Origin of the sequence: Sphingobacterium sp. UBA7631 (assembly GCF_002483935.1) — a bacterium.
In the GTDB taxonomy this organism is placed as follows: domain Bacteria; phylum Bacteroidota; class Bacteroidia; order Sphingobacteriales; family Sphingobacteriaceae; genus Sphingobacterium; species Sphingobacterium multivorum.
On record NZ_DLIX01000005.1, the window covers coordinates 286591 to 303056 of the forward strand.

The 16466-nt window shown below is 38.9% G+C and carries 14 protein-coding genes; 6 read left to right on the forward strand and 8 right to left on the reverse strand.

The window, feature by feature from the left end:
• Positions 1–582 carry a helix-turn-helix transcriptional regulator gene (locus B3P16_RS09765; RefSeq protein WP_153846342.1) on the reverse strand — a complete coding sequence of 194 codons (582 nt, stop codon included), beginning with the start codon at positions 580–582 and terminating at the stop codon, positions 1–3.
• Between the two features lie 130 nt (positions 583–712).
• Here B3P16_RS09765 and B3P16_RS09770 point away from each other — a divergent pair, with 130 nt between their 5' ends.
• Together B3P16_RS09770 and B3P16_RS09775 are read left to right on the forward strand one after the other, a co-directional pair.
• Positions 713–1459 carry a S24 family peptidase gene (locus tag B3P16_RS09770; RefSeq protein WP_286842788.1) on the forward strand — a complete coding sequence of 249 codons (747 nt, stop codon included), beginning with the start codon at positions 713–715 and terminating at the stop codon, positions 1457–1459.
• Positions 1460–1873: 414 nt separating this feature from the next.
• Complete coding sequence (locus B3P16_RS09775; protein ID WP_286842790.1) at positions 1874–2209, forward strand: helix-turn-helix domain-containing protein; 336 nt, start codon at positions 1874–1876, stop codon at positions 2207–2209.
• A 14-nt stretch (positions 2210–2223) separates the two neighbouring features.
• Here B3P16_RS09775 and B3P16_RS09780 read toward each other — a convergent pair whose 3' ends face one another.
• Positions 2224–3477, reverse strand: coding sequence for a phage integrase SAM-like domain-containing protein (locus tag B3P16_RS09780; protein ID WP_286842793.1), 1254 nt, complete (start codon positions 3475–3477; stop codon positions 2224–2226).
• A 158-nt stretch (positions 3478–3635) separates the two neighbouring features.
• Here B3P16_RS09780 and B3P16_RS09785 point away from each other — a divergent pair, with 158 nt between their 5' ends.
• On the forward strand, positions 3636–5261 hold the full coding sequence (locus tag B3P16_RS09785) for an ABC-F family ATP-binding cassette domain-containing protein (protein WP_115045736.1): 1626 nt from the start codon (positions 3636–3638) through the stop codon (positions 5259–5261).
• A 134-nt stretch (positions 5262–5395) separates the two neighbouring features.
• Here the strand turns inward: B3P16_RS09785 and B3P16_RS09790 are convergent, their stop codons facing one another.
• Complete coding sequence (locus B3P16_RS09790; protein WP_115045734.1) at positions 5396–6439, reverse strand: endonuclease/exonuclease/phosphatase family protein; 1044 nt, start codon at positions 6437–6439, stop codon at positions 5396–5398.
• A gap of 146 nt (positions 6440–6585) precedes the next feature.
• On the opposite strand from B3P16_RS09790, the gene B3P16_RS09795 reads away from it, so the two are divergent.
• From B3P16_RS09795 to B3P16_RS09805, 3 genes are read left to right on the forward strand one after another with little or no spacing between them, the layout of a single operon-like run.
• Complete coding sequence (locus tag B3P16_RS09795; RefSeq protein ID WP_115045733.1) at positions 6586–7761, forward strand: glycosyltransferase family 4 protein; 1176 nt, start codon at positions 6586–6588, stop codon at positions 7759–7761.
• Positions 7749–8750, forward strand: a complete 1002-nt coding sequence (locus B3P16_RS09800; RefSeq protein WP_115045731.1) for a lysylphosphatidylglycerol synthase transmembrane domain-containing protein — start codon at positions 7749–7751, stop codon at positions 8748–8750. The genes B3P16_RS09795 and B3P16_RS09800 overlap by 13 nt, the downstream gene beginning before the upstream one ends.
• Before the next feature lie 49 nt (positions 8751–8799).
• Positions 8800–9891 carry a glycosyltransferase family 4 protein gene (locus B3P16_RS09805; protein WP_236560225.1) on the forward strand — a complete coding sequence of 364 codons (1092 nt, stop codon included), beginning with the start codon at positions 8800–8802 and terminating at the stop codon, positions 9889–9891.
• A 378-nt stretch (positions 9892–10269) separates the two neighbouring features.
• Here B3P16_RS09805 and B3P16_RS09810 read toward each other — a convergent pair whose 3' ends face one another.
• The 5 genes from B3P16_RS09810 to B3P16_RS09830 form a co-directional block, all read right to left on the reverse strand.
• Complete coding sequence (locus tag B3P16_RS09810) at positions 10270–11469, reverse strand: sterol desaturase family protein (RefSeq protein WP_286842796.1); 1200 nt, start codon at positions 11467–11469, stop codon at positions 10270–10272.
• Between the two features lie 336 nt (positions 11470–11805).
• Complete coding sequence (locus tag B3P16_RS09815) at positions 11806–13389, reverse strand: MDR family MFS transporter (RefSeq protein WP_070565506.1); 1584 nt, start codon at positions 13387–13389, stop codon at positions 11806–11808.
• A gap of 2 nt (positions 13390–13391) precedes the next feature.
• Complete coding sequence (locus tag B3P16_RS09820; protein ID WP_201639015.1) at positions 13392–14495, reverse strand: HlyD family secretion protein; 1104 nt, start codon at positions 14493–14495, stop codon at positions 13392–13394.
• 14 nt (positions 14496–14509) lie between these two features.
• The gene (locus B3P16_RS09825) at positions 14510–15820 is read right to left on the reverse strand and encodes a TolC family protein (RefSeq protein ID WP_112376165.1); all 1311 of its coding nucleotides are present in this window, start codon (positions 15818–15820) and stop codon (positions 14510–14512) included.
• The gene (locus B3P16_RS09830) at positions 15810–16427 is read right to left on the reverse strand and encodes a TetR/AcrR family transcriptional regulator (protein ID WP_070565512.1); all 618 of its coding nucleotides are present in this window, start codon (positions 16425–16427) and stop codon (positions 15810–15812) included. The genes B3P16_RS09825 and B3P16_RS09830 overlap by 11 nt, the downstream gene beginning before the upstream one ends.
• Between the last annotated feature and the right edge of the window lie 39 nt (positions 16428–16466).

The window sequence follows — 16466 nt, forward strand, 5'->3', positions numbered from 1 at the left end:
TTATTTTTTATTTGGTTTGTAAAGTGTTATTCCTTTTGCTGCGGCAAATAAGGCCAAGTTCAACTTATCGGATTGTCCAGTTTTCTCACGAATATTCTGCAAATGCGTGGAAATGGTTTCCGGTGACCGGTTTAGCTTTTCAGCGATCGATTTATCAGGAAGGCGGATATATCTGAGAACTTCAAGCTCTGCTTTGGTTAGATAGCCATTCTTAACCTGAATAGAATCACAAATTTTGCCTTCAAATTTGCAGACACCTCGCCTTCCACAGTCATAAAACTCCGACCTATGAACTGTCCCGTCTTCGTCGAAATCGGGTGAATCGTCAAGGCCACCGAAGTTGCAAAGTGTGTACTGCTTTATCTGTTGGTCCTGTCTAAGGTTTGGCCACTTTGCCAGATGCTCCAATTTTTTAGGATTGTTAAGCATATCTTGCTTAATCATTTCCATTACATTACTTGGAAAATTAGGCCACATGGTTTGACGCATATCATGACTACAGTAAAGAATACGCGTTTCGATGTCTTCAAATATTTCGACTGTTTTGTCGATCATCCCTCCTATAATTCGCTGTTTACTCATTTGGTACTATTTTGGGATTGCCTGTTTTAAACTATTGTATTACCTTTGTTTTGTTCGTATGGTACAAATGTAAATATAATATTTACACTGTCAATATGTAATTTACTTACATTTATTTATTTTATTGTATATGCCTGATTATAAGGGAGAAAAATTTCAAAGATTTTTAAAACTTAAAGGTATTGGCGCGGGAAAAGCAGGAGAAACATTGGGTGTTAGCAGACAGACCGTGTACCAATATTTTAAATCTCAATCGTTAGAAAGAGAAACAGTAAATAATATACTTACAAAATTCTCAACTACAGAAGAGGAGGTTTTTGGAACGGGTTCAAATACTAAATCAATTTCAAACGCAAAGGATATTGGGAACCCGGAAATTTATGATGAAGATGGGGATCAAAAATTCACAGAAATTTCACCAGGTCGTTACCGCATGGGGACGGAACTAGTACCTGTCTATGCACAAGCTGGATATTTAACTGGATATGCCGATAAAGAATTTATAGAAGAGTTGCCGAAACATTATATAACCGTTGATAAGTACGTTCGAGGAAAATACAGATCATTTGAGATCAGTGGTCACAGCATGGATAATGGAGATGTTAAAGAGGCCATGCCGGATGGGACCATTGCTACAGGAAGAGAAGTAAAACGTGAGCTATGGAAAAGTAAGCTTCATAATCATCAATGGCCTAATTGGATTTTTGTGCACCGAACTGAAGGTATCGTCGCAAAACAGATCGCTCATCAGGATCTTGAAACGGGGCAACTAATTTTAAGATCTCTTAATCCTGATAAAGACAAGTACCCAGATATACAGGTATTCATGGACGAAATCGAGCAAATTTATAATGTTATAAAAAGGGAGCTCCGTTAATGCCTTATAATGCCGACTACTCCCCTGCTGAACTGAAGGTTTTCAAAATTATAAAGAAACATATTCTTGAAAGTTCTTTGTCAGAAAATGGAATATTAGCTGGCGGAATACATATTAAGCCAAAACCTAAAAATTTACGGCTTAAACTGATCGAGATGAATAGCTTTGGCACCAACAGGGCAAGGATCTTAAGTAAGATAGCAATGTGTGTAAACATAAATTATCAAGATGAAGATGAGAACCTGGTGCGAGAAGTGACAGATTTCATTTATGACCTTTTCGACCAGTCGTTTTTAAGTAATTTATATTTCAAGTCAACTTTAAAGCAAGTTGGCCGTTGCTCGCCCTACCTATGGTTAGGTAACAATTGTTTCGAAGTTTTACATAAAAATCTAAATAATAAAATAAAGATATATGGCTACACAGACTGAAAATAGAGATAGTAATTTAGCTTTGATCGGTCAAAGATTTAAACAATTCAGAAAAGAAAAAGGAATTACTCAAGAAGATTTGAAAGAAGTTGGCAATGCAGTAGTGATGTCCAGAATAGAAAACGGGCACCGATTTCCAAATCCTGAGATTCTAATCTATATGGCTAATAAATACTCAATGGATATCAATTGGCTTTTAACTGGCATAACAACGAAAAAGAGCACGTCAGAAAATTCCGAAATCTTAGCCAGATTAGGCTTGGCGGAAGCTCGATTATCAGAGCTAGAAAAAGCTGCAGGCATTAAGACGCAAAGCTAATTCTCACCGTATACTTAATCGTGGATGCCGGCTTCATCCTTGAGTAGATCCAGTACTGCACGCTGGATCTCGTCAATTTTGGACCAGTCTCGTGCTGTATATACAGCGGCCATAGTGTTTGTCTTTTGATTTAATGCGCGTTGGATATCAAAATCATCATAGCCACAAAATCCTGCTAAGGTTGCAAAGAAATGTCGAGCGTGATAATAGGTGAAATTTGGGATTCCAAATACATCTCCCAATCGAAGTTTGAAAGAATCCGAAAGCCTGTTGTTTATTGCCTTAGGCAGAGCATATCGTTCCTGCAGATAACCAGCATATTTTTCAACTAATGGCTTTGCTTCCTCTGTGACCTTAATGCTAATAAAAGCTTTATCTTTTCTCTTCCCTCTTGTTTTATTTCTGTTGTAGCCAAATCGTTCGATATTCTTGTCTAGTAAATAAGCATGAAAATCGTTAGCATTAGTCCCACACATATAAAAAGACAGCATAAATAAATCCCTAGCTATAGAATCTGCTGTATTTTCGATATGCACATCTCTAATAAATTTAATAGTATCGACAATCTCTTTTAGGTCGATTTCGACCATATTAGAAGAATTGGATTTTGCATGTGTGGAAATTTCCAATCCCTTTTTCCGACTTTCGGGAGATTCCGGAGGTGAATATTTAGAAAATGGCGAATTATGAATTCTAACAATACCTAATTCTTCATTGTTATAGACATCTTTTGCTTCATTGAAGATTGCTCTTATATCTGCCATCGTATTTCGAACAGTATTAACAGCATATTTATTATCGAATAAATATTTTTCAAACTCGCGAAGTAATTTAGAAGTAATAAGATCTACACTAAATTGAGTTTTATTTAAAAACCTTTTAAAGAACGTGACACTGGTTTTCCGTCTTAAGCCGGTACTCTTTCTATTACTTTGTATTAATCCCTGGACGTTTTCATCTGCAAACTTAATAAAATCGATAACCTCATCTTCCAATGAAAAATACTCTTTAATATCAGATGCTGACATGTAGTCAACTTTAGCCCCCAAGGCGTTTAATTTCTTCCGGTAATCATTCACTGTAGAAGTCAAGTATGTGTCGATAAATACCTTTTTTAATCGTATCTTTGTATCAACATCAGACTTGCCGGCGTAGATGTTTGTATCTATGTAAACAGTAGATCCTTTATGGGTAATTCTAATTTTTACATTAAAAGTGCCGTCTTGTTTTTTATGATGTTTAAGTATAACTGCTGCGACAGTAGCCATTGTTCTTTGTAAATGATTTGTAAATTATATGTTTCAAATATACACAAATATTATTGTACAATCGTGTACAGTACATCAAAAGAACTTCTTACTTTAACAACATAAAACACTGATAAACAGAATATTTACAATCAAAAATACAAAAAATTCATTGCTGAATGATTAATGTGTCAAATCTCTCCCTTCGTTTTGGTAAACGTGTACTATTCGAAGATGTCAATCTAAAATTCACACCTGGAAACTGTTACGGTATTATTGGCGCTAATGGAGCAGGTAAATCTACTTTCTTAAAAATTATCTCAGGGGAAGTTGATCCTTCGACAGGTTCAGTGGCATTCACGCCAGGCGAACGCATGTCTGTTTTAAGTCAGGATCACTATGCTTTCGACGAGTTTACTGTTCTTGAAACTGTCATGATGGGTAACCAAGAGCTTTACAAAATCATGAAAGAGAAAGATGCCATTTACATGAAAGAGGATTTCTCTGATGCCGACGGCGAACGTGCCGGCGAATTGGAAAGTCTTTTTGCTGAAATGGATGGATGGAATGCCGAATCAAATGCCGCAACTTTATTGAGCAGTTTGGGTATTAAAGAAGAACTACATTATAAGTTGGTTTCTGAAATCGACGGTAACCAAAAAGTGCGCGTACTTTTAGCGCAAGCATTATTCGGTAAACCCGATATTTTGATTCTCGATGAGCCTACCAATGATTTGGATATTAATACCATTGCATGGTTAGAGGATTTTTTAGCGAGTTACGAAGCAATCGTCCTCGTTGTATCCCACGACCGTCACTTCTTGGATGCTGTATGTACGCATACAGTGGATATTGATTTTGGTAAGATGACAATCTATACGGGTAACTACTCATTCTGGTACGAATCTTCTCAATTAGCGTTAAAGCAACGTTCTGATCAAAACAAGAAGATGGAAGATAAAGTAAAAGAACTCCAGGAATTTATCCGTCGGTTCTCTGCCAATGCTTCCAAATCCAAACAGGCTACGTCTCGTAAAAAAGCCTTGGATAAGATCAATATTGACGAGATTAAACCATCCAACCGAAAATATCCTGCCATCATGTTCAATACCATGAATCGTGAACCAGGAGATCAAACGCTACAAGTTGAAGGATTAAGCAAAACGGTCAATGGCGAGGTATTCTTTAAGGATATCACGTTTATGATTAATAAAGGCGATAAAATCGCTGTTCTAGGTCCAAATTCATTGGTTACCACAGCATTTTACGATATTATCACTGGTAGAGACACCGATTTCGGCGGCGAATTCAAATGGGGCGTTACCATCACTCCTGCCGATATGCCGATTGAAAATGCCGCGTTCTTTGAAGGAAAAAGTGATAATTTGGTTGAGTGGTTGAGAGAATATACAACTAACCCAGAAGCAGATGAACAGTTTATACGGGGATTTTTGGGGAAAATGTTATTTTCCGGTGAAGAGGTTATGAAGAAAGTATCTGTGCTTTCGGGAGGAGAAAAAATGCGCTGTATGTTCTCCCGTATGATGCTTCAAGGTGCCAACTTCCTGATCTTCGATGAACCAACCAATCACTTGGACTTGGAATCTATCACTGCATTGAACAATGGAATGTCTGATTTTAAAGGATCCATGTTGTTCACATCCCGTGACCACGAATTGACTGAAACTGTTGCCAATAGAATCATCGAATTGACGCCGAAAGGTATCATCGACAAATTGATGACTTACGATGAATACATTAATAGCGATGTAGTGAAAGCACAACGTGAAGAAATGTATAAATAAATAAGATAATTTATCCCAATTTAATAAAGGCTCCATAATTCATTTTATGGGGCTTTTTTGATGTCCATTAAAAAAGCACTGAGGGGTTCAGTGCTAATCGCGATTGATATGAAAGAATTGAGAAAGTTTTTATTTTACTGAACCGACGGTTTGACAATACGCCAGCCTAATTGTAAGGACACTGCACAATGATCGGATAAATCTTGGCCCTTTTCGTTTTGAAAAAGCTTTTTTTGAACCTGATAATTCTTTGCCTCAAATAGCAAATGATGATCGTTGCGATAGTAGATTTTATCAATACCTTCACAATCCTCTGTTAACTCCAACGCCGTTTTCGCTTCAAAGTTCGCTTGATGCGCAGGAATATCACCTTTGTTGCGTAAACTTACCCATGCATCTACCAAACCTAAGTCCTTCTGAAAAGAACCGATGTTATCCAGCTCGTAAGCATAATGTGCATTAAAGTCACCCATAATCAAAAGTGGTCTGCCAGCCGAATACTTTTTGATATAGGCTTTTAGCTGATTTATATTCTTCTGCCGGGCAATCGTTGCATTCTGATCATCCTGCGCTGTAGCATGTACATTATAAACATCAATAAATACTGCCTTGGCCAATTGAATTCGAGCATAAGAAAAGCCTTTAGGCGTCAGACAATCTGCACCATTGCAATCGGTCCAGCTTATTCGCTCAAACTCTACGATCGGATATTTTGAAAGTGTACTCAGCCCGTCCCCAAAAGGTACTCCACCCATATTTGCCGTTCGGTAGCTATGCTTATTTTCGCTGTAAAGAAACTTGTTGTAGTTAAAGTCCTCCTGTACATTGACAATATCAAACGCATTGATCCGATTGCCGATCGACGTAATACTGGAAGACCGCTCGGTTACAGCACTGGAAATCAATTCAGGAAGGCCAGCTATATTGTATGTTAACAAATTTAGCTTTCCGTATGTCGCCTCCGGCATAGCTGCATACACCGAATTACTAAACTTCGGCTGTTGTTTTGGCTTCAACTTAAAACCCAACATAACACCGGCAGACGCACAAATAAATAAGATGACAATCTTTCGAAAACCCTTGGGTCTAATTTTTTTTTCGAACAATAGATCTAATAGCATGGACTGAATATTTTGTTCACTCCAAAGGTACTCCACCAACATTAGCTCTATTATCATATTCAATTAATTCTACTTTTAATAATCATGCACAAATCATTAAAAACTAATAATTTATAAACACTATAATGACAAAAGGTTAATACCTGCATAGCATAGGGGTTACAGCTTTCAACTATTTTTATACAACCCCTAATAAGAATAACATGAGAAAGGTAGCCTTCTTTACAGAGATACTCGTCGAGGATTTTGACGGTGCATCACGGACAATGTTTCAGCTGATAAACCGTATAGACCAGCAGAAATTCAACTATTTCTTTATTTATGGCGGCGGCCCTACGCAATTTCGAACTTTCCATTCTTACAAGGTTCCCACATTCAAAATACCGGTCAATGACGATTATTGTCTCGCTATTCCACAGCTTATTAAAAAGAAACTTGAGCTCGCTTTAGATAAATTTGCTCCCGACATGATCCATATTGCGACTCCTTCCCTTTTAGGTTTTTTTGCATTGAATTATGCCAAACGGAAAGGTATTCCTGTCCTTACAATCTATCATACACACTTCATTTCATACATTGCCTATTATTTCAAAAACATATTACCCTTAGTCAAACCGACTGAACAATGGATGAAAAAAGCAATGAATAACTTTTACAACAAATGTGATATTGTCTATGTACCGACCAAATCCATTCTAAATGAATTACAGCAGATCGGCTTACAACAAGAAGGATTAAAACTGTGGCAAAGAGGAATAGACACAGCTCTGTTTAACCCCCAAAAAAAGAATCTATCTCAACTGCAGACCATCACAAAGAATGACAAACCAACAATCCTTTTTGTCAGTCGTATCGTCTGGGAAAAAAATATTAAAACGCTTATTGAAATCTATCAACAGATACAGGCTCAAAACCTCGACTATAATTTCATTGTTGTCGGTGAAGGAACAGCCAAAATAATTGCGATGCAAGAGATGCCTAAAGCTATTTTCTTAGGAAAGAAAAGCCATGATGAGCTCGCAATTTTATATGCTTCGGCCGATGCCTTTGTTTTTCCGTCGGTCTCAGAAACGTATGGAAACGTCGTCGTCGAAGCATTAGCATCCGGACTTCCTTGTGTTATCGCCAACGGCGGAGGCTCGGCCTCCTTGATTCAGCACGGAAAAAATGGATTTAAGTGTCAACCTGAAAATGCGGCTGGATATGTTTACTACCTCAAAAAAATTCTCTCCGACGCAAGCTTAAAAAAGAATCTCGTCATTGAAGGTCTATCCTATGTTGGGCAACTGGATTGGAATAGACTAGCTGGACGCTATTTTAATGACATTGAACTATTGATAGACAAAACACAGGAAGTCGATTTGGCATGGGCAAATTAACAAACCCAAGCCAACTCATCAAAGGTGTTTTTTTACTTTTGATTCTGGCGTCCATCACGATCTTTTTAGCGAAAAGCGATTTAAATGCGTTGAAAAAAGAGCTCTCCTCTGTTGGTTATCGCTTCATCGTTATTTTGTTTACAACTTGCGCGGCCTATTTTTTAGGTACATTAGCTTGGTGGATATGTTTAGGCCCTGCAAAAAAGAAGGTCAATCTGCTCGAACTCTTTGCCGTCCGTCAAATCGGGGAAACCGTTGGACTATTCAATCCCACCAGCATTATCGGTGGCGATTTATTAAAGGCACAATTGATAACCCGTTATGACATTCCTTTAAAAGAAGGATTGAATTCGGTTGCAATATCCCGTATTACTGCCGTACTGTCTCAATTGACACTCTTTTTGATTGCTATGATTTGGTTGATATTTTCTCCTTTAAAAAATGAAATTATACGCTACGCAGGCCCAGTAATTTATATGATCTGTATGTTCTTATTTCTTTTGATGATCTTGATACTTTACTGGTTAATAGCTGCAAAAAGTCCCTCACAAACCAAGGCTTCAACAGCAACACCTTTTGGAAAAACACAAGCGCATGTTCAGTCACTACTTTGGAGTGTAAAAGACTTTTATAAACATCAAAATAAGGTTTTTTGGTATTCTTACTTACTTTTTGCACTACATTGGATTATTGGCAGCCTTGAATTCTATTATATTCTAAAATTTTTGGGTGTTTCAGTACAACCAATACATGGTTTAATAGTAGATATGAGCGTCATTGTGCTAAAAAGCATCGGTGCTTTTATTCCAGGACAACTGGGTATTGAAGAAATCGCCAATAAGCTCCTACTCCATATGATCGGTATTACAGGAGGTAGTATTTGGCTCAGTGCTTCATTATTACGTCGCGGCCGACAGCTCACCTGGGTAGCACTGGGTTTTATATTTTATCTATGCATCAAAAAGAAACCAGTACATGTACCCCTCTGAAATAGAAATACTTTTTGTCAGCCACAAATATCCCCCAAGTGTTGGCGGTATGGAAAAACAAAGCTTTGAACTGATCAATACTGCGGCTCTTTACTTGAAGGTACACACCTTAGTCTATGACAATAGGGAACCTCTTTTAGCCTTCTTCTTCCTACTGAATCGCCGCATTCTAGCCAAAATTAACGATAACCCCGGCATCAAGCTTATCCACTTTAATGATGGATTAATTGCATCCTTCGCCTCTTTTCACAAAGGATATACCCATTTAAAACGTGCTGTCACGCTTCACGGTCTGGATATCGTTTTTCCACTTCGTTATTTTCAACGTAAGATTATACCGCGGTTTAACACTTTTGATCAGCTTATTGCCGTTAGCCAAGCCACCGCCGACGCCGCACAGTTACGCGGTATCGATCCATCCAAAATCATTGTTATACCCAACGGTGTAGATCCGATACACTGCTCCACTCAAAACAATGAACCAACCTGCGAAAGCAGGCCCTATTTTATCACTTTGGGACGCCCTGTTAAGCGGAAGGGCTTCTCGTGGTTGATGAAACATGTCATCCCCGCGATTCAGGGCGATTTCAAATTACTAATGGTGGGGCCATTCGATCAAAAACCGCAATGGAAAGAACGCCTATTGCAGCTTACACCAAAAAAGATAAATCATTTAATCACCCTATTCCTCGGATTTCCCACCGATCAAGGGGCCATCCGAAAATTACTGAAAGCATACCCCGAAAAAATTGAACATCTTGGAAAAGTTCCATTCGAACAACTGCAAAGCCTCCTGACCAACGCACAGGCCTTTTTGATGCCCAATATTGAAATGGCCGGTGATATGGAAGGCTTTGGGCTCGTCTGCCTAGAAGCTTCCACAGCAGGCACAATTGTTGTTGCCGCCGAATTAGAAGGAATTACAAGCGCCGTTACACACAATTACAATGGGCTTCTCCTGCCAAGCGAAAACCAAAACGCATGGATCGAACAACTTCAAGCCATTTTAGAAGATCCAGTCCACTATAAAAAGCTAAGCCTACAATTTAAACAGAATACCCTAAAACAATATAGCTGGGATATTATGGCCAGATCCTATTGCCAATCATTTGCAGACTTAATTACAGCAGCAGATAAATAATTGAATTTAATACCGCATCAAGTTGACTGCTTCTGTCATCCACGCGGAAAGCTCTTCAAAAGGCATTGTTTATAGAACTTACTTGCTTACTTGCTTGCTTGCTTGCTTGCTATACAGATAAAAGATCAATTAAATGATGAAATATGAAACAATAGATGCTTACTTCCAACGACAAGAACTCATACGGATAAATTCAACGTCTTTCAAGACGCAAAACTTTTTTATAGCGAACTGCTAACGGTCGATAAAAAATCAATTGAATCAAAGCGAAACATCCTACCAAAACAAGTCCCAATGGTGAATAAAAAGTTAGACCAATATACAGTAGTAATAAGAATAACCGCAGCATCTCAAGTGGAAAAACCCAGTCTTCATGTTCTAGAAGTCCTCCAATACAAATAACACTACAAAGAATAAATCCCCCGCCAATAACGAGTTGTNNTTTTTTTTTTTTTTTTCGGGGGGGGGGGGGGGAAGGGGAAGGATTCCAAAAAAAAAAAGGGGGTTTTTTTTTTTTTTTTTCTTTATTTTTTTAATTAAAAAAAAAAAAAAAAAAACAAAACAAAAAAAAAACCCCCCGCCAATAACGAGTTGTATCAGTTGCTGATAATTACCATAAAGCAGAAAGAAAAAAAGAAGTGTCATCGTCAACATGGACTGAAAAAAGATATAGCGGCTTAACGCCTGCGCATGAACTTGCGGCTTAGCTCCGGCAAATATGCGCTCTTCCAGTTCTTCGCGAATTTCAGGCTGTATATCGTCAGGCTTACCGAATATAGTCCGCATTTTGTTCCTAAATCCTTTCGCTCGCTTAAATGACAAACCAATTTCAAATAAATAATGAAAATGCTGCCATAGAAAAGTATAGCGGTGAATGGGCTTTGTGAGCCCATAGACACAAGGCTCCTCCTTTTGTTCCGATATAAATGTTCCAAACAGCTTATCCCAAATAATCAGGATATCCCCATAATTCTTATCCAGATAGATTTCGTTGCTGCTATGATGCACCCGATGATGGGAAGGCGTTACAAATAGCCGCTCCAAAATACCCAAATTTCCAACAGTCTGCGTATGGGAGAAAAATGGATATACGCCATGAATCAACAGAATAGCGGTCATCATAAAGGGCGGGAAACCCAAAAGGGGGATAAAAGCCCAAAATAGCGAACGGAAAACGGCTTGAAATATGGTGATCCGGGCCGCCACCGTAAAGTTATAATCTTCACTTTGGTGATGTACAACGTGCGCAGCCCACAATAGGTTTATTTCATGGCTATAGCGATGATACCAATACCAGAGAAAATCTGTAAATAGGAAAAGTACAACCCAGGTCCAAACATTAGCTTCAATGTGAAATATCGCAAAATTTTGATACACCCAAACGAAAAAAAAGTAAAATAAACTAACGGAAAACATATCACACATACGCTCAACGATACCAACATTAAGATTTGAGATCGATTCATCAAAAGAATAAAAACGTTTCTGTTTTTTGAGGCTATACCCATATTCCAACACCATCAGAATTAAAAATAAGGGAATGATAAATGCCAAAAAATTAAGTTTTTCCGTATACATCCATTTGCTATTTTAAAGACAAACAATCTACCTGAATCGCTATTTGATAAGATTCGTCTTTTCTGATGCCAAAAGATAAATTCTTTCAAACTCTTTATTATTAAACAATCAATTTTAAATCAGGTTTTTCAATTTATGGTTTTTCAATTGATCAAAGGTATGCTTGCTCCTGTTTAGACAAGACCAAACGCCAACCTTAAGGACTTTTCTATCGCAAAAGAAAATGCACAAAAAAATCCTCAAAAAGCTAAACACTTTTTGAAGACTTCTGACTGAACGAAACCAGTACTTTACTGACAAGTCACCGTGATACCAGCTTACCTGACTATTTAAATGCTAATGCACACTGGACATATCGATCTGCGTCTTTCCTTGTTTGATCATCAAAACAAAGGGGACACACAGCAAAAATACCACACCCAGATATAAAAACACATCCATGTAGGATAATACAGTAGCCTGTTTCATCACGCTCATATCGAGTATCTGGTGTGCTTTGGCCAAAGCTTCATTGGGCGAAAAACCTTTCGCCTGAAAGCTCATTTGCAATTGCTGCACCCGTTGTTGCACATCAAACTTGCTTGGATCTAAATTAGCCACCAGATCGACGCGATGTTTTTGGCTATCACGGGCAATAAATGTCGTAATTAAGGCTATACCAAACGAACCACCCAGCTGGCGCATCATCCCTGTAAAGGCAGCTCCTTCACCGATTGACTTACCATGTAATGTCGATAGGGAGAGTGTCATGACAGGTACGAACAACAATCCTAAGCCAACTCCACGGAGAATTAGGGGCCAAAACATGTGCTCTGCTCCCGTATCATTGGTCATGAGACTGTACATCCAAAAACAGAAGCCAAAAAAGATACTTAGTCCTACGGCAACCATATATTTTTGGGGAACACCATTTTGGATCATCTTCCCAATAAAAGGCATCATGATACCGGTCATGATTGAACTTGGCAACAATAACAAACCTGCGTCTGTGGCCGTCCATCCCAATATCGACTGTGTATAGATTGGAATAATAAAAGTCGATCCAAACAAGCCGAAACCAAGAATAAAACTCATCACTACACCAACCTGCAAATTCTTATCCTTCAATACCCGCAAGTTAACAATCGGTTTATCATAGACCAATTCCCGCCATATAAAGAATAATAGTCCGAAAACAGACAAGATTGACAAGCCTAAAATCAATGGATCGTCAAACCAATCATCCTGTTGTCCATGTTCCAATACAAACTGAAGGGAACCAATAAACATGATCAAAAAGATCATACCAAACCAATCCACTTCCTTTGCAGATTGCTTTTGGCTATATTTAGGACTGCGCACAAAAGATAAGGTCAACAAGGTCGCAATAATCCCTAACGGCACATTGATATAGAATATATATGGCCAGGAGAAATTATCGATAATATATCCACCTAACGGTGGGCCTAGCGTTGGACCAATAATTACCCCCATACCATAGATAGCCTGAGCCATACTACGTTTTTCTTTCGGATAACTCTCTGTAATAATGGTCTGCGCTGTTACTAACAACGCTCCCCCGCCCATCCCTTGTATAAAACGAAATGCAACAAGCTCCCAAATATTGGTCGCGTTACCACATAAAAATGAAGATACTGTGAATATGATAATAGACGCAGCAAAGTAATTTCTCCGTCCAAATTGTTGGGACAACCAGCTGGTCATCGGAATCACAATTACGTTGGCGATTGCGTAAGCCGTAATAACCCATGCCACATCTGTCAAGGTCGCCCCCAACGAACCTTTCATGTCGTTCAGAGCCACGTTGACGATGGTTGTATCCACGATTTCCAACAGCGCACAAAGCACCGCTGTAATCGTGATTACAACACGTCGAAAACCATATTCAACCAGACTATCTTGTTGATTTAAATTTTCCATAGTTATTGAACATGCACATCTACGTCAGCATTCATGCCCGGTCTGAGCAAAGCCACATTTTCTGCTTTATTGTCTTTTGTTAATTTGATTTTTACAGGTAAACGCTGAACAGTCTTCACAAAGTTACCAGTCGCATTATCTGGCGGCAATAAAGAAAAACGCGATCCTGTCGCCGGTGAGAAAGAATTTATTTCACCTTCAAATTCGATATTAGGATAAGCATCCACTTTGATCCCCACCTTTTGACCAGGCTTCATTTTTTCCAATTGCGTCTCTTTAAAGTTGGCTACTACCCAAGTTTCAATATTATCGACAATGTAGAATAAAGATTGACCTGGATTGACCATTTGTCCAGGCTGAACCTTAATGTTGGATACCTGACCATCCACAGAAGCCAGTACCGCGGTATAAGAAAGGTTCAATTTAGCCGCCTCAAGCTGTGCATTCGCTCTTTTTATATTCGCCTCAGCAACAGAAGTTTGTTTTGAAGCCACTGTAGTCTTACTGACGATTGCATTACGTTGCGACGCACTGGCATTGCGTTGCTGTTGCAAAATTTCAACCTGCTTGTCGGCTTCCAATTTCGCAGTCAATGCCTGCTCGTACTGCTGTTTCGTAATGGACTGGTTATTGTATAAGTTTTGGTAGCGGATATAATCATTGTTCGCTTGCTTAGCACGAATACGTGCCGCATCGATGCTGCCTAAATTAGATTGGATCGTTGCATCTGAGATCGCCACATTAGCCGAAGACGCAGATACATCTGCCTTTGAAACATCAAAGCTACTTTGAGCTGCTGCCAAGGCTGCTAATGCCTCGTCCACACGAACCTGATAGTCTTGACTCTCAATGGTAAATAACGTATCCCCTTTTTTAACCAAATCATTGTCCTTTACATAGACTTTAGCGATAAAACCACCCACCCGTGGAATGATCGGGCTCATGTTTTTCTCCACCTGTGCATCGTCTGTAGTCTCATGCGCCTGGCCATGCATATATTTATACGCCCCATAAGCCCCTCCGAAGATGACCAATGCAGCCAAAACAATTGTAAATTTTTTATTTGTACCTTTTTTTTCAGGTGCGTTTTCTACTGTATTTTCCATGTCTAGATTAATTGCTATTTAATGTTTAAAGACCCATTTGCTAACAGCAGGTCGTAATATTTTTCAATGGTGTTTGCTTTGCTGATTGCCAGATTGATCTTGCTTTGCAGCTGCTGTACGTCTGCGGTCAACAAGTCGTCGGTATCTGCGATACCATTATCGTACTTATCTTTGGTGATCCGATAATTTTCAACAGCCTGATCCACCGCCTGATGATAGACCACATCCTGCTTTTGTGCCAGCATATAGTTTTCATTGGCCTGTTGAACCTGCACTTTTACCTTGTCATTTAATAATTCAATATGCTCATCAATTTCCTTGATACGGTTTTTTGCCACATTCACTTCTCTTTTATTTTTGTAAAGCGAACCGATATCGTAAGAAACGCCGATGCCAACCATGGCAGCATTCGTCACGGTAACCACCTTTTGAAGACCAAAAGCATTGTATCCAGCTGTTGCAGCAACAGTTGGCATGGCAGCCGCTTTTGTTACTTTCAACTGATCTTCAGCAACCAAACGTTGCGATTCCATCGATTTTAGATCTGAGCGCGAGGTTTTTGCTGCATCATATGATGCTTTTAAGCCCAAATCCACACCTGTGACTTCGCCCAAATTGATCTGATCCAGTTGGGTATCTTCATCAATTTTCAAGAAATTAGCCAATTGATAATTCAGCACCTTGATATTTTTCTGTGCTTCCTGAAGCGAAACCTGATAGTTTGAAAGCTGCAGTTCTGCTTTTAATAAGTCATTACGTGCGATCAAACCATTATCCAACATCGCTTTAAAATCCGAAACACGTTGCTCCGACTGCTTAATATTTTCAGCAATCAACAAATTGGTTTGCTGAGCCTTATAAAGACTCAAATAAAGATTTACTGCACGTATAGCCAATTGTTCTTTGCTCGCTACAGCATTGTATTCCTCGGCTTTCAATACATCCTTTGCAATATCAATGCCGCCCTTAATTCTGCCACCGGTATAGATTGGCATACTCACCGAAGCCTGTCCTAACCACAATTGGTTTGCAGCGATATCTGGAGCAGATCCCCCCTCACCTAAAGCCAACTTTAAATTCACATTTGGTGTGGTCATAGCCATGTATTGTCCACTCAATTTTGCATCAGGAAGTTGTTTCGATTTGGCCGTTTCCACCTCGAGCTGCCTACCTAATATCTTGGTGTCGGCAGACTTCGCTTCCACGCTTTGATTTGCGGCCAAGTGAATTATTTCTTCCAAAGTCATGTGCTTGTTGTCCTGTGCCAACAAACCCATGGGACTTAAAAGCAATAAAGCACTCAAATTGGCCAACTTATTTTTCATATGTCAATAAAGCTTTAATTGTTGTCTGTATAAATTCTGTTAAAGTTGTTTCTATATAATTTGCATATTCTTCATCGTTATCGATATGCAACTGATCTTGCAAAAAGCAATGATTCATTTGGAAATTCATAAAAGTTCCCATCATCATCGAATGGATTAAAATTGGATCATATCCACCTTTGAACACCCCCTGTTCTACACCTTCATTGATCACGGAAGAAATAACCTCCAGGTTATGCAATTTGAGCTTTCTGAATGCTTCAGAGATCAGCATCCGCTGTTTTAGTGAACTTTCAATGGTAATAATATGATACAGCTTACGATGCGAATTCATCGATTTAATTGATCGATCTACCATCGCGTCTATTTTGTCCAGCGCATTGTCAATAAGCGCCAACTCATCCACATTGATCATAAAATCAGGAACACGCCACTCGAAAAACGTATCCAGCAACTTGTCCTTTGATCCAAAATAATAGTTGATCATTGCAACATTTACATTCGCTTCGTTGGCAATATCACGCACGGAAGTCCCATCAAACCCTTTTGTTGCAAAAAGACGCTCAGCTGCAAGTAAAATATCAATCTGTTTCTCGTTAAATTCCATTTTAAACCTCGATCTTTTAAAGATACCATCGCATATTCA